Source organism: Proteiniborus sp. MB09-C3, assembly GCF_030263895.1.
Lineage (GTDB): Bacteria > Bacillota > Clostridia > Tissierellales > Proteiniboraceae > Proteiniborus.
The window spans coordinates 244,974-264,918 of sequence record NZ_CP127161.1 but is presented as its reverse complement, the minus strand read 5'-3'; the positions used below and the strand labels follow the sequence as shown (position 1 = coordinate 264,918).

17 protein-coding genes are annotated in these 19,945 nt (G+C 34.9%); 13 read left to right on the top strand and 4 right to left on the bottom strand.

Features of this window, described 5'->3' with window-relative positions; translation table 11 throughout:
* The first annotated feature begins 314 nt into the window (after positions 1 to 314).
* From QO263_RS01240 to QO263_RS01185, 12 genes are all read left to right on the top strand, one after another.
* Entirely contained in the window at positions 315 to 1,658 is a 1,344-nt protein-coding gene (locus tag QO263_RS01240; RefSeq protein ID WP_285625493.1) for a uracil-xanthine permease family protein, read from the top strand.
* A 161-nt stretch (positions 1,659 to 1,819) separates the two neighbouring features.
* The gene (locus QO263_RS01235) at positions 1,820 to 2,575 is read left to right on the top strand and encodes a GntR family transcriptional regulator (RefSeq protein ID WP_285625490.1); all 756 of its coding nucleotides are present in this window, start codon (positions 1,820 to 1,822) and stop codon (positions 2,573 to 2,575) included.
* 34 nt (positions 2,576 to 2,609) lie between these two features.
* Positions 2,610 to 3,404 (top strand): FAD binding domain-containing protein, encoded by a 795-nt coding sequence (locus QO263_RS01230; protein ID WP_285625488.1) that lies wholly within the window; start codon positions 2,610 to 2,612, stop codon positions 3,402 to 3,404.
* Complete coding sequence (locus QO263_RS01225; RefSeq protein WP_285625486.1) at positions 3,401 to 3,850, top strand: (2Fe-2S)-binding protein; 450 nt, start codon at positions 3,401 to 3,403, stop codon at positions 3,848 to 3,850. The genes QO263_RS01230 and QO263_RS01225 overlap by 4 nt, the downstream gene beginning before the upstream one ends.
* Positions 3,850 to 6,174: a xanthine dehydrogenase family protein molybdopterin-binding subunit gene (locus QO263_RS01220; RefSeq protein ID WP_285625484.1), complete on the top strand. Its 2,325-nt coding sequence runs from the start codon at positions 3,850 to 3,852 to the stop codon at positions 6,172 to 6,174. Before QO263_RS01225 ends, QO263_RS01220 begins: the two co-directional genes overlap by 1 nt.
* A 107-nt stretch (positions 6,175 to 6,281) precedes the next feature.
* Complete coding sequence (locus QO263_RS01215) at positions 6,282 to 6,506, top strand: DUF1858 domain-containing protein (protein ID WP_285625482.1); 225 nt, start codon at positions 6,282 to 6,284, stop codon at positions 6,504 to 6,506.
* Positions 6,507 to 6,522: 16 nt separating this feature from the next.
* Complete coding sequence (locus QO263_RS01210; RefSeq protein ID WP_285625480.1) at positions 6,523 to 7,374, top strand: DUF438 domain-containing protein; 852 nt, start codon at positions 6,523 to 6,525, stop codon at positions 7,372 to 7,374.
* A 132-nt stretch (positions 7,375 to 7,506) separates the two neighbouring features.
* Positions 7,507 to 8,274, top strand: coding sequence for a transposase (locus tag QO263_RS01205; RefSeq protein ID WP_285625478.1), 768 nt, complete (start codon positions 7,507 to 7,509; stop codon positions 8,272 to 8,274).
* Between the two features lie 270 nt (positions 8,275 to 8,544).
* Entirely contained in the window at positions 8,545 to 10,071 is a 1,527-nt protein-coding gene (locus QO263_RS01200) for an ABC transporter ATP-binding protein (RefSeq protein ID WP_285625476.1), read from the top strand.
* 38 nt (positions 10,072 to 10,109) lie between these two features.
* Entirely contained in the window at positions 10,110 to 11,210 is a 1,101-nt protein-coding gene (locus tag QO263_RS01195; protein WP_285625473.1) for an ABC transporter permease, read from the top strand.
* Positions 11,211 to 12,143, top strand: coding sequence for an ABC transporter permease (locus QO263_RS01190; protein ID WP_285625471.1), 933 nt, complete (start codon positions 11,211 to 11,213; stop codon positions 12,141 to 12,143).
* Between the two features lie 99 nt (positions 12,144 to 12,242).
* The gene (locus tag QO263_RS01185) at positions 12,243 to 13,250 is read left to right on the top strand and encodes a BMP family protein (protein WP_285625469.1); all 1,008 of its coding nucleotides are present in this window, start codon (positions 12,243 to 12,245) and stop codon (positions 13,248 to 13,250) included.
* 252 nt (positions 13,251 to 13,502) lie between these two features.
* On the opposite strand, the gene QO263_RS01180 is transcribed toward QO263_RS01185, so the two are convergent.
* The 4 genes from QO263_RS01180 to QO263_RS01165 all read right to left on the bottom strand — a co-directional run bounded on the left by QO263_RS01180 (position 13,503) and on the right by QO263_RS01165 (position 18,300).
* Positions 13,503 to 15,356 carry a heavy metal translocating P-type ATPase gene (locus QO263_RS01180; protein WP_285625467.1) on the bottom strand — a complete coding sequence of 618 codons (1,854 nt, stop codon included), beginning with the start codon at positions 15,354 to 15,356 and terminating at the stop codon, positions 13,503 to 13,505.
* A 36-nt stretch (positions 15,357 to 15,392) separates the two neighbouring features.
* Positions 15,393 to 15,608 carry a heavy-metal-associated domain-containing protein gene (locus QO263_RS01175; protein ID WP_285625464.1) on the bottom strand — a complete coding sequence of 72 codons (216 nt, stop codon included), beginning with the start codon at positions 15,606 to 15,608 and terminating at the stop codon, positions 15,393 to 15,395.
* Positions 15,609 to 15,965: 357 nt separating this feature from the next.
* On the bottom strand, positions 15,966 to 17,522 hold the full coding sequence (locus tag QO263_RS01170; protein ID WP_285625461.1) for an ABC-F family ATP-binding cassette domain-containing protein: 1,557 nt from the start codon (positions 17,520 to 17,522) through the stop codon (positions 15,966 to 15,968).
* Positions 17,523 to 17,664: 142 nt separating this feature from the next.
* Positions 17,665 to 18,300, bottom strand: a complete 636-nt coding sequence (locus QO263_RS01165) for a glycerol-3-phosphate acyltransferase (protein ID WP_285625459.1) — start codon at positions 18,298 to 18,300, stop codon at positions 17,665 to 17,667.
* A gap of 424 nt (positions 18,301 to 18,724) precedes the next feature.
* Between QO263_RS01165 and QO263_RS01160 the strand changes: the two genes are divergently transcribed.
* A complete protein-coding gene (locus QO263_RS01160) occupies positions 18,725 to 19,873 on the top strand; it encodes a glycosyltransferase family 4 protein (protein ID WP_285625456.1) in 1,149 nt (382 codons plus the stop codon).
* Positions 19,874 to 19,945 lie beyond the last annotated feature (72 nt).

Sequence of the window (19,945 nt, the reverse complement as noted above, 5' to 3'; positions counted from 1 at the left end):
TTCAGAGAGAGTTCTAGCTTTCTCTGAATGCTGGTTTAGATTATCTAATAAGGTGCTCTAATAGCTATCCAGCTTTTATATTCTTTCTTATGGGGCATTTCTTATAATTGTTTGTCATTAAACAAGCAAGCCAAACAACATTCAAGAGAAAAGATGAGAGGAAGTGATATGTTAGAAAATAAACATACTGAGGAAGAAAGTCTATACAGATTCGGAAAACGTTTTCAGGGGAGAGGGTTTTCAAGAAAGGTATTTTGTCTTTATTCTTTATCATAGCTTTAGTGTTTTAAAAAGTAAATTTGGGGAGGGGCAGTATGTTAAAACTACTGGGTTACAATGAAAAAGAAATAAGCAAGTCAAAGTATGAGGTGAATGGGGTACCACCACTAGGAGAAGCTATACCATTAGGATTGCAGCATATTTTTGCTATGTTTGCCAGCAATGTAGCCGTACCAATACTTATTGCTGGATTAGTGGGGATTACTGGACCAGATTTAACACTTATGATGCAGTGTGCTATGTTTGTTGCAGCTATAGCAACTCTCAACCAGTGCTATCCTATTTGGAGATGTGGGGGAAAACTACCTGTGGTCATGGGCACAAGCTCGGGATTTATTCCAACTAACATTGCTATAGCTCAAGGATACGGCATATCCGGATTATTAGGGGCTACATTTGTCGGGGGACTATTCTGCACCGTATTAGGATTCTTTTTAAAGCCGTTAAGGAGGTTTTTTCCATCACTAGTGACAGGTACTGTTGTACTTACTATAGGCCTGTCCTTACTTCCAGTTGCTATTACATCTATGGCTGGGGGCAAAGGTTCGCCAACCTTTGCATCTCCAAAGAATTGGATTGTTGGACTAATCGTTTTATTTATAGTTTTAGCTTTAAATCAATTTACTAAGGGATTTACTAAAACATCATCTATTTTAATCGGAATGATTGTAGGTTATATAATTTGTATACCACTGGACATGGTTAACTTTGACCCAGTAAAAGCAGCAGGTTGGTTTGCTCTTCCTAAGCCATTCCATTTCCCAATGGAATTCAAGTGGGGAGCTATTGCGCCTATGATGGTAATGTTTATAGTAACTACAGTTGAAACTGTAGGAGACGTATCAGCTATAACTATGGGCGGTGCAGGCAGAGAAGCGACAGATAGAGAATTATCAGGTTCAATAATAAATAATGGATTAAGTAGTGTTTTTGCAGCAATATTTAATGGACTACCTACCACTTCTTTTAGTCAAAACGTAGGAATGATAGCTTTCACAAAAATAATGAGTAGATTTGTAGTAGCTATAGGAGCAATATTCCTTCTTATTGCAGGTCTAATTCCTAAGCTTGGAGCACTAGTATCTACTATACCAGCAAGTGTTGTAGGTGGAGCTTGTCTAGTAATATTTGCTCAAATAACACTTACAGGTATAGGCATGTTAACCTCAGAACCACTGACAGACAGAGATAAAGTAATCATAGGACTATCTCTTGCATTTGGTATAGGTTTAACTCAGGTACAGGGTGCAATGGACCATTTCCCTGAATTAATAAAAGTAATATTTGGTGGTTCAGGCATAGTTATAGCTTGTCTAGTTGCCATGATATTAAATATCGCGATTCCACAAAATAAAGATGAAATAAAGGAAACAGCGTAATATAAAATATTATAATAAATTAACTGGTATAACAGATTAATCTGCTATAAACTTAAAGACCAGTAAGGATATTTATGTATATCCTTACTGGTTTAATAGCATAAGTATATATTTTTTATAAAGATCAATAATGATGAAATCTAATTGAGGTGAAAGCAACCATGAATGGTACTGTATTACCAAAGATTCAAAAACAAACTGCTGTTGGGCAGGCAATAGAGTATCTAAGAAACTATATTTTAACTACGAATAATTATGAAATGACAAAATTACCATCTGAGTCTAAGCTTGCCAGTGAAATGGGAGTGAGCAGATTAACTATAAGAGAGGCTCTCACAGTACTTGAAAACGAAGGTCTCATTACAAGAAGTCAGGGAAGTAGTACAGCGATTACTACTTTTGCTAGAAAATTATCAGAGAGAATAGATAATGCTGGAGAACTTGGAAAATTCATTAATGATTGTGGCTATGAATCTACGGTAGATATTATTTCATACTCATGGGAAAGATGTAATAAGGAAGAAGGAAAAAGTCTAGAAATAGAACTTGGAGATGAGATTTTAGTAGTAAAGAAAAGATTTTTAGCAAATGGTAATCCTGCTGCTTATTGCATTAACAGAATACCAAAAATGTTTTTATTAGATAATGAAATAGATGAAAAGGATTTAGGGAAGTCTATGTTCGATTTTGTTGAGGAAAGCTGTAATTGTCAGCTTAGTCACGATTTCATGGAGATAATACCCAGCTTAGTTACTAAAGAAATAGCTGATATTTTGAAGATTGGGGAGAAATCTCCTATTTTGCGAGTCGATGTAACTAAATATTCTATGGAAGGTTATCCAGTAATGTATAACACAGAATACTATGTGGATAGTCTTATAAGATTTACTGCATGTAGGACAGCATGCTTTAGATAGCAGACTTTGATGTGATAGATGGAGAGTGATGAGTTTGATAACATTTGGAGAATATATTAAACCTAAAAGTATAGAAGAAGCATATGAAAGCTTTAAGACTAAGAAAAATGCTGCCTTAATAGGAGGTGGCTGTTATCTTAGAATGGGAAATAGGAGAATCGGATTGGCTATCGATTTATGCGATGCTGGTCTTAATTTTATAAATGAATACGAAGATACTATAGAAATTGGTGCCATGGTTACATTAAGAGAATTAGAAACAAGTCAAATATTATCAGATAACTTTGGTAAAGCAGTTTTTGATTCTGTAAAGCATATTATAGGAGTTCAGCTGAGAAATATAGCTACTATTGGGGCTACGGTTTTTTCTAAATATGGTTTTTCAGATCCGATAACTACTCTTTTAGCACTTAATGCAGAATTAGTTTTATATAATGGTGGAAGAATGTCTTTAGAAGAATATCTCAGAGAAAAGGGTAAAAGAAAGGATATTCTTGAAAAGATTATTCTTCATAAAAATATCGACAAGGTGGCTTTTCAGTCTATGAGAAATTCTCAAGTTGACTATGCCATATTAAATGCAGCAGTTTCGAGAATAGATAATAAATATAGAATAGCTGTAGGAGCAAGGCCAAGAACTGCCTCCTTAGCGTATAAAGCCATTGATTTTATAAATCATACTGAAATAAGTGAAGAAGGTGCATATAGAGCTGGAGAAATAGCTTCTGAGGAATTAGCCTTTGGAAGCAATACTAGAGGTTCTGCAGAATATAGAAAAGAGATATGTAAGGTACTCGTAAAGAGGGCAATCATGGAGGTGTCAAGATGAACATTAAGATTAACATAAATGGTGCAAATAAAATCTTTGACATAGAGCCTCATGAATACCTAATAGATGTTCTCAGGAAAAATGGATATTTAAGCGTAAAAAGAGGCTGTGATACAGGAGCCTGTGGAGTATGTACGGTACTGATAGATGGAGCACCTACATTATCCTGTTCATTTTTGGCTGCAAGAGCTCATGAGAGAAGCATATTGACTATTGAAGGGGTTCAGGAGCAAGCAAAGGAAGTAGGAGGATATCTAGTAGTGGAGGGAGTAGATCAGTGTGGATACTGCAGCCCTGGTTTAATACTGACTACTATAGCAATGAAATCTCAGCTAGAGGCTCCAACAGAGGAATCTATAAAGCATTTTTTGGCAGGAAATCTATGCAGATGTACTGGCTATGTAGGTCAACTTAGAGCAATAAAGAAATATATGGGGGTGGAATAATGAAGGATAATCAATCAGTGGGCAAGTTTGCTCCCAAAGCAGATGGTGCACAGCTTGTATCAGGAAAACCCGTATATACTGATGACATAGCTCCTAAGGATGCATTGATAATAAAAATTCTCCGGAGCCCCTATGCTTTTGCCAAAATTAAAGGCATAAATAAAGAAAAAGCTGAAAAAATTCCTGGAGTAGAATGTATATTGACACATGAGGATTTACCTAAAATATTGTTTACTAGAGCAGGACAATCATATCCAGAGCCATCAACCTATGATAAATATATACTAGACGAATATGTTAGATATATTGGTGATGAAGTAGCTATAGTAGCAGCTATAAGTGAAGATATAGCTTTAAAAGCGATGAAATTGATAAAGGTTGAATATGAAGTTTTTGAGCCAGTATTAGATATAGAGCAGGCAGAAGCTCACCCTTCTAAAATTCATTTCAGAGATAGATGTCATTCAAATATAAACATTGGCTTTGACCCTGAGAAAAACATAGCAGGAGTTTATAATTTTGACATAGGTGATGTTGAAGAAGCATTCAAAAAATGTGATGTAATAGTTAGTGAATGCTATTATTCACAGGCTCAAGCTCATGCCATGATGGAGACATATAGAGCATTTTCATATATAGACCAATACGGAAAGCTAGTCATAGTATCTTCTACCCAGATTCCATTTCATGTTAGAAGAATGATAGCAAGGTCTCTTGATTTACCTATCAGTAAGGTTAGAATAATCAAGCCACGTATAGGCGGAGGATTTGGAGGCAAACAAACTGCTCAAGTAGAGTTTTATACTGCTGCAGTTACGTTAAAAACAGGTAAACCATCTAAAATAATATATACTAGAAGAGAAACCTTTGAATCTACTACAACACGGCAAGCAATGAAGATAAATGTCACTATTGGTGCGGACAATGATGGCAGGATTAAGGCAATAGACATGAAGGCTCTTTCAGACACAGGTGCATATGGAGAGCATGCCAACACAGTGCTTGGTGCAGCTGGGTACAAATCGTTGCCATTATATAATAAGGTAGAAGCAGCTAGATTTAGAGGTAAGGCAGTAAATACAAATCGTACTCCGGGAGGAGCCTTAAGGGGATATGGTGTAACTCAGGGCACCTTTGCTCTTGAATCAGCAGTAAATGAATTAGCTCATAAGCTCAATATAGATCCTGTTGTATTGAGAGAGAAGAATATGCTTAGAAAGGGGGAAACCTCTCTAATATTTAATCTGACTACTGTAGGTGTAGGAAAAGAGCCTATAATAATGAATAGCTGTGAATTGGAATACTGTGTAAAAAGGGGTAAGGAGCTGATAGACTGGGACAGTAAATATCCAAGACAGCAGATATCTCCTAATAAGTTTCGTGGAGTAGGCATGGCTATTACTATGCAGGGTTCTGGAATACCTGGGATAGATACTGCTACTGCAACTATAAAGCTGGAGGATAATGGCTATTTCACGTTGCTTTTAGGTGCCACAGATATAGGCACGGGGAGCGATACTATTTTGAGGCAGATTGCAGCAGAAGTACTTGGAGTAGAAAATGACACTATTAGTGTCTATTCCTCAGATACTGATTTAACTCCTTTTGATGTTGGGGCATATGCCTCAGGAACAACTTATTTTTCAGGAAATGCAGTTAAAAAAGCTGCATCAAAGATGAAGGAGCTAATTGAGCAGGAGGGAGCTAGACATTTAAGGATAGATGTGGAGGATACAATATTTAATGGAAAAGAGATTAGAAATATAGCTGGAGATACAAAAATTAGCTTAGGAGATCTAAGCAATAGACTTATTTATAAAAACCCAACTAATCAGTTAACCTCTACAGCCTCCTTTGGAACCAGTGATGTAGCTCCACCTTTTGTATCAGGCTTTGCTGAGGTAGAAGTAGATATTGAAACTGGAAAGGTGGATTTAATTAATTATGCAGCAGTAGTAGATAGCGGAACTATAATAAATCCAGCTTTAGCGAGGATACAGACCGAGGGAGGAGTAGTTCAAGGCATAGGTATGGCACTGTTTGAAGAGGTAAGAGAAGATAGTAGAGGTAAAATGATAACCAATAACTTTATGGAATACAAGATACCCTCAAGATTAGATATTAATAATATAATTGTAGATTTTGCAGAAAGCTATGAACCGACAGGCCCTTTTGGAGCAAAGTCAATTGGAGAAGTAGTGACTAATACACCATGTCCAGCCATTGCAGATGCAGTTTACAATGCAGTGGGAGTTAGAGTTAGAGATCTACCTATAACTCCTGAGAAGGTGAAAATGTTATTAAAAAACAAAAATAAAGGCTAAAAGCAATTGCTTTTAGCCTTTATTTTATTGAGAATTGATTTCAATCACATAATTTATAACGAGATAAGGTTATATTAGATATATAAAATAGATTTTGGAGGAATATTATGAGTAAGGCTATATCTTTGAACGAAACTATACATGAGATATGCACTAGATATCCAGAGATAAAAGAAATTTTAAGAGAGCTGGGATTTGAAGATATAACAAATCCAATTATGATGAACACTGCAGGAAAAATAATGACTATATCAAAGGGTACACAAATGAAGAACATAGATATAGAGAATGTTAAAGAGAAATTAAAAGAAAAAGGATTTGAGATTATTTAAAAAAGGAGGAAAAGAAATGAGTGAATTGATTAATAACAGGGAAGTATTAAAAGATCCAAATAAGAAAAAAAGACAGATTATATTAAAAGAGATAATTATGCAGCTACATGATGGAAAAGACCCTAAAGATGTTAAGAAACAGTTTGCAAATCTTATTAGCGGAGTATCCGCTAGCGAAATATCTGAAATGGAGGCTGATTTAATAAAAGATGGAATGCCTGTTGAAGAGATTCAAAGGCTTTGTGATGTACATGCAGAAATATTCAAAGGTTCAATAGAAGAAATTCACATTGAAGCAAAAGAAGAGGAAAAGCCAGGTCATCCAGCAAGAGTACTTAAGGAAGAAAATTTTGCCATAGATGATTTAATAAAGAATAGCTTACTTCCTAAGGTAAGAGATTTTGCTATGAATAGAATGGATAAAGTAAAATACAGCATTATTGAGGATATAAATTTGTTAATGGATATAGAAAAGCACTATAGCAGAAAAGAAAATATATTATTTTCTTACATGGAGAAGTACGGAATTACAGCTCCACCAAAGGTTATGTGGGGAGTAGATGATGAAATTCGTAGGGATATTAAAGAATTTAAAGTATTTTTACTTCAAGATAATATAGATACAGAAGAACTAGAAAAAAGAGCGGAGGCTGTGACAACTAAAATTTTAGATATGATATTCAAAGAGGAGAGCATAATGCTGCCCATGCTAATTGATGTACTTACTGAAGATGAATGGTTCAAGATTGCAGAGGACAGTGAAGAAATAGGCTATTGCATAGTAGCTCCTAGGGAGAAATGGAAACCAGAAAGAGTAGCTGTTGAAAAACAGGTAAAAGAAGAAACAGAAGGCGGCCCAGCTGGATAGAAACAAACAAGGGGACGGTTCTTGGAAACAAACAAGGGGACAAACAAACAAGGGGACCAAACAAACAAGGGGACGGTTCTTTGTTTGACATAATGAGGATAGTGACTTATAATATCCTTGAGGTGATAAGAGTTGCCACGAACAAAGAGAGACCAAAGCTCGACAGGTATATATCACATAATGGCAAGAGGAATAAATCGACAAAATATTTTTATGGAAGATGATGATTATTCAAGGTATATAGATACTTTAAGGGAATATCAAAACGAAATTGCCTTTGAGTTATACGCTTATTGTTTGATGGGTAATCATCTTCATTTACTGATTAAAGAGGGAAACGAAGAAATCGGAAATACCATGAAGCGAATTGGAGTCAGTTACGCCTATTGGTATAACTGGCAATATAACAGAAGTGGCCATCTATTTCAGGGAAGATTTAAAAGCGAGCCGGTAGAAAATGACACCTATTTTTTAACCGTATTGCGCTATATTCATCAAAACCCAATAAAAGCTGGTCTAGTAAGCGATGCTGAAAATTACAAATGGAGTAGCTATAGGGAATACATCAAACAAAATGGCATAGTTAATACCGATTTTGCTTTACAGATATTTTCATCTGATAAAAACAAAGCCTTAATAAAGTTTAGCACATTTCATAAAGAAGTCACGGATGATCAATGTATAGATATTGATGAAGGAAAAAGAACTCTTTCTGATAAAGAGGTAAGAAATTTAGTACTAGAAAAATATAATATTGATTTAGCTAAGCTTCAAAATATGGAGCAAGTGATCCAGGATGAGATTATACAATATCTAAAGGGAGAAAAAGGGGTATCACTGAGACAGCTATCAAGGCTCACTGGCTTCACCATCCACAGGATCTATAAGGTAAAGGTGTAGAGAAATAAATATATGAGTTCAAACAGAGAACCGTCCCCTTGTTTGTCTTCCCTTGTTTGTCTTTATTGTTAAAATATTAACGCAAAATGCAATGTAATAAGTGCACAAAAATACAAAATTTTTTGACTATGTATAAAACGGTAATTTATAGTAATGTAACAAAGGATTTTTTTGGGTTTTTGATGAATCATTTATGGGATAAAGATTATTTTGATTTAACATGGAAATATTTATGCAATAAAATAAATAAATAGGCAAGGAGGGATATCAATGGAGCCAATTTTGAGAATGGTCTCAATTTCAAAATATTTTGGGACATTTGCAGCTAATGATGATGTTAGCCTTGAGGTGCAAAAAGGTGAAATCCACTCTCTTTTAGGAGAAAATGGAGCAGGGAAATCTACTCTGATGAACGTGCTATATGGATTATATAAGCCTGAAAAAGGTGAAATATTTTTTGATGGAAATAGGCTCAATTTAAACTCTTCAAAGGATGCAATAGATGTGGGAATCGGTATGATTCATCAACATTTCATGCTAATACCAGTTCATACAGTTCTGGAAAACGTTATCATGGGCATGGGTAAGGAAAAAGGATTTGTCATAGACGAAGAAAAGCTTGAGAAGGAAATATTAGATATTGCTAATAAATATGGGATGAAAATTTCTCTTCATTCCAAAGTATCAGACCTTTCAGTTGGGGAGCAGCAGAGAGTTGAGATTGTCAAAGCACTGTATAGGGGAGCTAAGCTCCTTATAATGGACGAGCCTACGGCAGTATTAACGCCTCAAGAAACAGAAGAACTATTTTCTACTTTAAGGAAGATGGCAGATGGAGGCATGTCAATAATACTTATTACCCACAAGCTTAATGAAGTAATGTCTGTATGCGACAGAGTTACAGTACTAAGAGATGGAAAAGTCACAGGAAGAATAGATATTAAAAATACAAACGAGCTTGAGCTGACAAAGGCAATGATAGGAAGAGAGCTTTCTCCAGTATGTAAAGATAATGTATGCTGCAAGGGAGAAAGGGTATTAGAATTAAAAGATGTTTCCTATGAAGATGCTGAGGGAATAAAAGCCTTAAATAATATTAATCTGCACCTTTGTTCAGGTGAAGTCCTAGGTATAGCAGGAGTTGACGGCAATGGTCAAAAAGAGCTTGCAGAAGTAATAGCAGGGTTAGTTCATGCAACATCGGGAAATGTTTTCTTATATAATGAAGAAATTACTAGAAAATCTATTTCGGAAATAATCAATATGAGTGTCGGATATATCCCAGAGGATAGACATAAAAGGGGATTGGTGTTGGATTTCTCTGTTAGCGAGAATTTAATAATGAAGGATTATTGCAAGAGTCCCTTTAGAAAGAAGTTATTCTTTGATTTTAATGTGATTAACTCCCATGCTGAAAATATGATAGATAAATACTCAATAAAAACTCCGGGGAAAAATGCAGAGGCTAGAAAATTGTCTGGAGGTAATCAGCAAAAGATAGTGGTAGCTAGAGAAGTTGACAAACAGCCAAGACTTTTGATAGCTGTACAGCCTACAAGGGGAGTAGATATAGGGGCTATAGAATTTATACATAAACAGATTATGAAAGCTAAAGAACAGGGAACAGCAGTGCTATTAATATCTACAGAGCTTTCAGAAATAAATCTATTGTCAGACAGAATAGCAGTCATATATAAAGGTGAAATAGTGGGAGAAATAGATCATAGTGAGTTTGAAGAAAGTACAATAGGCCTAATGATGGCAGGAATACCTAAAGAGAAAGCCATGAAGTCATAGTAGAAAGCCTAAAATTTTATTAGGAGGAGGAACAAACAGTGAACAAGGTAATTAACTCTTTAGAGAAAAAAGCCACAAGCAAGACTGTTAATAGAGACAAGCTTCTTTCTATTGCAGTTCCCATAGTTTCAGTACTATTAGCATTAATTCTTGGAAGTATACTTTTATTATTTATCAAGGTTAATCCATTGGAGGCATATAAGTACTTAATTTTTGCAAACTTCTCTAACCTTTACAATTTGGCAGAGGTTTTTGTTAAGGCTACCCCTATAATATTGACAGGTCTCGCATTTACATTTGCTTTTAGAACAGGGCTTTTTAACATAGGCGGAGAAGGACAGATGTTTGCAGGAGCAATTGCAGCAGTGTTTGTCGGGTTAAAAACAGGGCATCTTAGCCCAGTTATTGCAATTCCACTCTGCTTAATAGCGGCTATGTTGGCTGGAGCCATATGGGGAATTATCCCTGGAGTTTTAAAGGGTGTATTTGGCTCTAGTGAAATAATAGTAACCATAATGTTTAATTACGTAGCACTTTATCTTGTAAGTTTTGTAGTAGACGGACCCTTAAGAGAGGCAAGTGGATTTTATCCACAGACAGACTTAATTGGAAAGGGTGCTTTTCTGCCATATATAATACCAAAGACCAGACTTCACATAGGCTTTATTGTAGCAGCCTTATTAGCATTTATTGTATATCTAATATTATGGAAGACCCCATTTGGATTTAGGCTCAGAGCAGTTGGATTTAATCCTGATGGAGCTGAATATTCAGGAATAGATATTAAAAGAAATATTATACTGTCTCTTGCAGTAAGTGGTGCTTTAGCAGGAGTTGCTGGATTCACAGAAATAAATGGCATTCATCATAGACTCCTTGACAACTTTTCAAAAAATGTAGGCTTTGATGGAATAGCTGCAGCATTATTAGGTGGCGCAAATCCATTGGGAGTTTTCGTTTCTTCACTGCTTCTAGGCATGCTTCAGACAGGTGCCAATGCAATGCAAAGAGGTGTTGGAGTTCCAGCCAACATTGTAAGTATAATACAAGCACTTATTATAATACTTGTATTAGCAGGAAACATGCTTAAGCCTAAGATCATTGTTATGCTTAACCGTAAAGAAAGGGGGCTGGAGTAGATGGATAATATATTTAACATAACATTCTTTGTAGCACTTTTATCTGCATCCCTTAGATTGTCAGTACCAATACTATTTGCGGCTCTAGGCGGAATGTATTCAGAGAGATCAGGAGTAGTTAATATAGGTCTAGAAGGAATAATGCTGATAGGAGCCTTTTCAGGAGTCGTTGGATCATATTTTTCAGGAAATCAATGGATTGGAGCCTTGGCAGCAGTTTTGAGTGGACTTTTAATAGGAGCATTATTTGCTCTAATAACAGTAAGGATTAAAATAAATCAAATAGTAAGTGGTGTTGCTATAAATCTTTTGGCAGTTGGACTTACAAGCTTTTTTTATAGGGCATTATTTGGAATAACTACTACACCAATAACGGTTAAAGCATTCGAGTCAGTCAATATACCACTTCTTTCAAATATTCCAGTTTTAGGCGAAATATTTTTCAGACAAACCATACTTGTATATATAGCGTTTTTACTTGTTCCGATATCAGCCTTCATATTGTATAGAACATCCTGGGGTCTGAGTATAAGAACTGTAGGAGAGCATCCAATGGCAGCAGATACAGTAGGTATACCTGTAGATAAGGTTAGAACAATATGCGTTCTAATTAGTGGTGCATTAGCAGGGCTAGGCGGAAGCTTTTTATCTCTTGGCCAGTTTAATATGTTTGTAGATAACATGATATCAGGAAGAGGATTTATAGCAGTTGCAGCAGTAATATTTGGAAAATGGAATCCTAAGGGAATATTGATGGCATCTCTGATATTTGGAGTTGCAGATGCTCTTCAAATAAGGCTACAGACAGCGGGTGTAGCAATTCCATATCAGTTTTTATTAATGTTCCCATATTTACTTACTGTAGTAGCAGTTACAGGAATTGTCGGAAGGACAGTATCACCAAGAGCATTAGGTCAGCCATATGAAAAATAACTTTAAATAAAATAAGGCTAAATTAATGGAGGTGATGTTCACACAGAGCTTAGTGTTTTTAACCAATTGAATGTATTTAAAATTAAAGGGGGAATAGAAATGTTTACTAAGAAAAAGATTTTTGCATCTCTTTTAGTAGCTGTGCTTTTAATTTCTACATTAGTAGGTTGTTCAACTGATGCAGCAAACACAGGAAAACCTAGTGATGGCAAAAAAGATTATAAAATAGTATTAGTATTACCAGGTCCAATAAATGATCAGGGCTGGAATGCAACAGCTTATGAAGGATTACAATTAGTAGAGAGAGACTTAGGAGTCAAAATGGAATATCTAGAAAGTGTTCAGCAGGCTGATTTTGAAGCTGTATTTACAGACTATGGTGAAAAAGGATATGATTTGGTATTTGCTCATGGAACACAATTCTATGATGCTGCTATAAAAGTAGGTCCACAGTATCCTAATACATTCTATATGGTAATAAATAGTGAAGAAGGCCAAGCGCCAAATGTTGGTGGTATAGGAGTTAGAGAATGGGAAGGCGGATATGTTGCTGGTGCTTTAGCTGCTATGTATACTGAAACTAAGCAAATGGGAGCTATAGGCTCATTCCCATTCCCAGTTATTGCAGGAACATTAGATGCATTTGAAGCAGCTGCACAAGAATATGATTCTTCAATAAAGGTTACTAAAACCTATGTTAACTCTTGGGAAGATATACAAAAAGGTAAAGAGACAGCACTTGCAATGGCAGAGGCTGGTTCAGATATTATATTCTGTAGTGCAAATCAGGTTGGTCTTGGTTCAATAGATGCAGCAAAATCAAAAGGGGTTAAGGCTATAGGATATATATCACCACAAAATGAAGTAGCCCCAGATACTGTTATTTCAAGTGTTACATACAATACACCAGGGCTATTTAAGGCTACAGTTGAGCAGCTAATAGCTGGAGAACTTAAGCCAGAAGGCAAATCACTAGGATGGGCAGATGATGTTCTTGATATGCAATGGGGAGAACAAGCTACTCAGGAAGCTAAAGACTATGTAAACAAGGTTATAGAAAGACTTAAAAAAGGTGAAATAGCTAATCCATATAAAGGCGGAAATTAAAAATAACTAATTTATATAAAGACAAATCAGAATAGGTATTAAGAGACCATTGAGAAAGCAAGTTTAATTATTGATGTCATTCTGAGGTGAAGCCGAAGAATCTCATGTTTTGAATGCTTGTGGAGATTCTTCGCAACCTCAATATTTGTCAGTTAGGACAATAATTAGAGTTTCATTAGCTTAACGCTCAGGATGATAAAAATGTTACTTTTCAATGGTCTCGATATTAACTTTTATTTGTCATTATATACATTAACTTTCCCTATGAACTCTCTTATATCCAGTTAATCTAACCGCATTAATTATAACTAATAATACACTCATTTCATGGACAAGCATTCCAATGGCCATGAATACATTTCTTGTGAGTACACCTGCTAATAGTGTAAATACCACAGCCACAGCAAAATAGATATTTTGTTTCATATTTCTCATGGTGGCACGACTGAGTCCAAAAGCATATGAAAGCTTATTTAAGCTATCGGACATCAATACTATATCTGCTGTTTCCATTGCCACATCTGTTCCAGAGCCTCCCATGGCTACTCCTAAATCAGCTAATGCTAATGCTGGTGCATCATTTATACCGTCTCCAACCATGGCAACAGTACTATTCTTCATCAATTCCTTTAACTTCTTAACCTTATCCTCAGGTAACAGTTCAGCATAATATTCATCAATGCCTAAGTTTTGAGATACTGCATTAGCTATTCTTCTATTATCTCCAGTTAGCATAACCACCTTTTTAGCTCCAGCCTTTTTCAAGTCTGCAACGATATTGTGAGCATCATCTCTGATTTTATCTGCAATGGAGATTACACCTAGAATACTAGAGCTATCTGCTACCAATACAGCTGTTTGTCCGTTATTTTCTTCATTTACCAAGTACTCTTCTACTTCATCTGGAATTACAATATTGTTGTTTCTCAATAATTTACGAGTACCGATGTAGGCTTCTTTTCCGTCAACTACTGCTTTTACTCCTCCACCTGGAAATACATCGAAATCGGTAGCGGGTTCTATCTTAAAAGCTAATTTTGATTTTGCTTCATTTATTATAGCCCTTGCTAAATGATGCTCCGATGTTATCTCTACTCTTGCTGCTAAATGAAGAAGGCCTTCTTCCGTCATACTATAAGCACGAATATTAGTTACTGTTGGTTTTCCTATTGTAAGTGTACCTGTTTTGTCAAAAGCTACTATATCTATTTTTCCCGCTTTCTCTAAATACTCCCCACCCTTAATCAATATTCCTTTTTTAGCACCATTTCCTATTCCAGCAACTATAGACACAGGAGCCGATATTACCATGGCACCAGGACAGGAGATAACTAATAAGGTAAGTGTAAGCTCTAAGTCTCTAGTTATTAGATAAACAATTATAGATAATATCATGATTCCAGGTGTGTAATATTTTGAAAAGCCTTCTATGAATTTTTGGGTTGGTGCCTTTGATTCCTGTGCTTCTTCGACCATTTCCAATATACGAGCAAAGGTTGTATCATCTCCTACTCTTTCTGCTTCCAGCTCAAGATACCCTGTTTCTATGACTGTTCCGCTAAATACATTATGGCCCTGCTCTTTATCAACAGGAATAGATTCACCTGTTATAGCTGCTTGATTTACAGATGCTTTTCCCTTAATTACAATTCCGTCAACAGGAATCTTTTCCCCAGGTCTAACTAATACTGTCTCGCCTCTTTCTACATCATCAGGAGATACTTTAACCTCATGTCCATCTCTAATCACAGAGGCAGTATTTGGAGCTAATTCAAGTAAAGCCTTTAGGGAAGAACGTGTCTTTTCTAATGTTCTAGCCTCTAGATAAGCACCAAAGATAAATAAGAATGTAACTGCAGCAGCCTCCCAATATTCGCCTATGAAAATAGCTCCGACTACTGCCACTGTTACTAAAGCTTCAATACCTAGGGTTTTATATTTTAAAGCTCCAATTGCATTTTTAGCTATAGGATATCCAGCAATTATTGCAGATATTATCATTAATCCGTTAAAAATCCTAATATCTAATCCTAAATAGTTTGAAATATATGCCAAAACTATTAATGCTCCAGATACTATTACTATTTGCCCCCTTTTTTTCATCATAACTCTCACCTCCAATGGGAGCTGTAAAAGCCCCCATTACTTTTTACTTAAAACATCAAAGCCTAGGTTGCTAACAACCTTCACAATTGCGTCTGCACTTAACGCATTTTCATCATAGCTTACTTTAACTTTACTTGAATTAAATAATACTTTAACCTCTTCAACTCCATTTTGATTTGACAAAGCAACTTCAATTTTTTTCACACAACTTGGGCAAGTTAATGCCTCCAATTGTAAAGTAACATTTTTCATTAATAACTCCTCCTTTTATTTTTGTTTTCTAATTGTTAACTTCATTATAGATTAGTCTTACATTTTTGAAATTGATTACAATCAAATTTTAAAAAAGTTTTAGATAAATTCATAAGTATATTTAAAAAATAAATTATGTTATAATATTATTGAAATTAGGAGTATTTAATCTTAATATTACGCTTTGCATAATTGAGGAGAATGTTAAGGAATGGTTTTTTCTTTAAAATCCATTTATCAGCGAATTTTTAGGAAGAAAAAAACTAAAGAAAACAATCAGAGTGAATAATTAAAAAATCAGAGGTTTATTGTCAGCAATAAACCTCTGATTTTAATTTTAGTGCTTCGAAACTACTCCTAGAATATTTTAGTTGTCCAAGATTCACAGTTCCAAATATCAGTGACGATATCCTTATAAAATTCAGGCTCGTGGCATATTAGAAGTATAGAGCCTTTGTATTCTTTAAGAGCTCTTTTTAGCTCTTCTTTTGCATCTGCATCAAGATGGTTAGTAGGCTCGTCAAGTATCAATACGTTAGTTTCTTTGTTTATTAGCTTGCATAATCTAACCTTAGCCTGCTCACCACCACTTAGTACAGTAATCTTACTTTCTATATGCTTTGTAGTCAGTCCGCATTTGGTCAATGCTGCACGAACTTCAAACTGGGTAAATGAAGGGAAGTCCTGCCATATTTCTTCAATACAAGTGTTTGTATTAGTTTTCTTGATTTCCTGTTCAAAATACCCTATATGAAGATAGTCTCCCAGCTCTACAGAACCAGATACTGCTTTAATCTCACCAAGAATACTTCTTAACAACGTAGTTTTACCTAGACCATTTGCTCCTACTAGAGCTATTCTTTGACCTCGTTCCATTCTGGTATTCAAGGGCTTTGAAAGAGGCTCGCTGTAGCCAATTATCAAATCCTTTGTCTCAAAGATTAGCTTTCCTGAGGCTCTAGCATCAATAAAATTAAATTCTGGCTTAGGCTTTTCCCTAGCAAGCTCAATTACCTCCATCTTATCAAGCTTTTTCTGTCTCGACATTGCCATGTTTCTTGTAGCTACTCTAGCCTTGTTTCTGGCAACAAAGTCCTTAAGCTCCTCAATCTCCTGCTGCTGTTTCCTATATGCTGCTTCAAGCTGCTGCTTCTTAGCTTCATATATCTGAATAAAATCATCATATACGCCTACATAGCGATTTAACTCTTGATTTTCCATATGGTATATTAGATTTACCACACTATTTAAAAAAGAAATATCGTGAGATATAAGGATAAAAGCATTCTCATATTCCTGTAGATAACGCTTTAACCATTCAATATGCTGCTCATCAAGATAGTTAGTAGGCTCGTCTAATAATAGAATATCTGGTTTTTCCAACAATAGCTTTGCTAAAAGTACTTTTGTCCTTTGACCGCCGCTTAAATCATTTACATCCTTGTCTAAGCCTATATCATTAAGGCCCAATCCTCTCGCAATCTCTTCAACCTTAGCATCTATTACATAAAAATCATTATTAGTTAGTATGTCCTGTATATTTCCTAAATCCTCAAGTAATACTTCAAGCTCTTCAGGTGAAACATCAGACATTCTTTCGCAAATTTGATTCATTTCATTTTCCATATCAAAGAGATACTTAAATGCACCTTTTAGAACATCTCTAATAGTCATTCCCCTAGTAAGAGCCGTATGCTGATCCAGATAGCCTACTCTTACACGCTTTGACCATTCAATTCTTCCTTCATCAGGCTCAAGCCTTCCTGTTATGATATTCATAAAGGTAGACTTGCCTTCACCATTAGCACCTACAAGTCCAATATGCTCTCCCTTTAATAATCTAAAAGAGACATTGTAAAAAATAGCACGATCACCATATCCATGACTAAGATTATTTACTGTTAAAATACTCATTTCAAACCCCTTCCAAATTAACATACAAAAATAATTATATATGAGATTTTATCAATTTGAAAGTGTAATTTTTAGTAGGAAATATAATAGAATTATTCATATCCGAAACCGTGAGCATATATTTCTATTATATTTGCATCACTTAATTTGCCGTTTGCTTCTTCTTCATTGTACTTCTCAAGCCAGTTTCCCTCTTTTGAATTATATTTATAATATTAGCTCTGTGATTATAAATACTTAAAGCAGCTAAGATAATTGCTATAATTATACAGCCTTTACTATATCCAAAATAAAAGGTAGATGCTACAAATAATATGACAAGGCTAATAGTGCCCAAGGCAATATAATCAGTAGCAATGGTAATAGCTAAAATAGCTGCTATTCCTAGAGCAGCAATGCGATAATCCACAGCAGAAAGCATGCCTATTAATGAAGCTGTACCTTTTCCGCCTCTAAAGCCCATATAAAAAGGATAATTATGTCCTAAAATTACAGATAGTCCGTTTAGATAAAGAAAGAAAGGTGTCTGTCCTTGAGGAAGAATATTTTTTAGCAAAAGTCGTACAACAATAATAGATAAAATTGCCTTTCCTATATCTAATAATCCTACTGCAACTCCATATTTCCAGCCCAAGGCTACGACAGTATTAGAAGCTCCTGCATTTCCATTTCCTAATGTACGTATATCAACTTTTTTAAATAGTTTTCCTAGAATATAAGATGCTTGAAAACAACCAAATAAATAGCCAAGCATTGTTACAATAACATAGTTTTCCATAACCAGTCTCCCCCAAAAATTATATAATCTATTATATCAAATAATATTAAATTTAAGTATCCCTATATTATAACTTATGTTTGCGGGTAAATTTGTATAATCACTTTTTCTCCATAATACTAATAAGTAGATGTACTGTTAGGTAATAGACTAAGAATTATTAGGAACCAATAAAATATTGAAGTAAAAGGCATAGATAATGAGACTAAAAAATAGAAGTCGAAAACTGGTGGAAAATTATTTAACAATAATTAATAGAAAATGTTAGAATATATCTAGACAAGATATTATAATCATTTTAGCTGGAACCCCTTCACTTCTAAAGTGGCAGGCAGTCCAATAGGTGAAGATTACCTTGTATATCAGATACTGTAGACCAGAAGATACCAGAATATCGGGGCTTTAATAAAATAGGAGTGAGAACATGAAAATATTATTGACTACGGATACTTTCAGTCCATCAATTAATGGGGTAGTTATTTCCGTAAAAAATCTTTACAAAGAATTGACTAAAAGAGGACATGAAGTGAGGATATTAACACTTTCATTTACAGGATACTCATATAAAGAAGGAGATATATACTATTTAAGATCCTTTGATGCTAGGATATATCCAGGTGCAAGAGGTACTTTTTCATATAAGAACAGATTCATAAAAGAAATCATTAAATGGTCACCTGATATAGTCCATTCTCATACAGAATTTTGTACATTGATACATGCTAAATATATAAAGAAGAGACTCAGACTCCCTCATATTCACACATATCATACTATGTATGATGACTATTTATGCTATATTTTTAAAGGAAAATTAATATCTAAAAGAAGAGCCATGACTATAATAAAGAAACTAATAGGTTCAGTTGATGAGATCATTACACCAACCCAAAAGGCAAAAGGCTCTTTAAATGCATATGGGATTAATAGACCCATTAGTATAATACCTACAGGCATTGACTTATCAAGATTTACAATAGAGAATCAATATACAGAAAAGATAAAAGGGATAAGAAATAATATAGGGATCAAAGAAAAAGATAAAGTATTGATATTCCTTGGAAGATTAGGAAAAGAAAAAAATATAGATGAGATAATAATGAATGTAAAGGAACTAAATCAGGAGCTGGATATTAAAATGTTAATAGTAGGGGGAGGACCCTACATGGATAATCTAAAGAAGATGGTAAATGAATTAGGACTGGAAGAGAGAATTGTATTTACAGGAATGGTACCACCTGAAGAAGTACCGTTGTATTATTCTCTAGCAAATATCTTTGTAACAGCATCTACCAGTGAGACTCAAGGACTTACTTATATTGAAGCACTAGCTAGTGGACTACCTGTAGTATGCAGATATGATGAAGCAGCAGAAGGACTTGTAATCAATGGTACCAATGGCTATATGTACAATAACAAAGAAGAGTTTAAGCAAAGCATTAAATCACTGATAAGTAAGAGTGGTGATATTCAAGAACTTAGAGGAAAGGCTAAAAATTCAGTTGAGAGGTTTTCATTAGATGTATTTGCATCTGAGGTTGAAAAGCTGTATTTAAGGCATATAGTATTTTAGATTAGATTCGTTTTATAGATCCTTCGCTAAAGCTCAGGATGACACAAATTGTATTATCCTGAGCCAATGCCA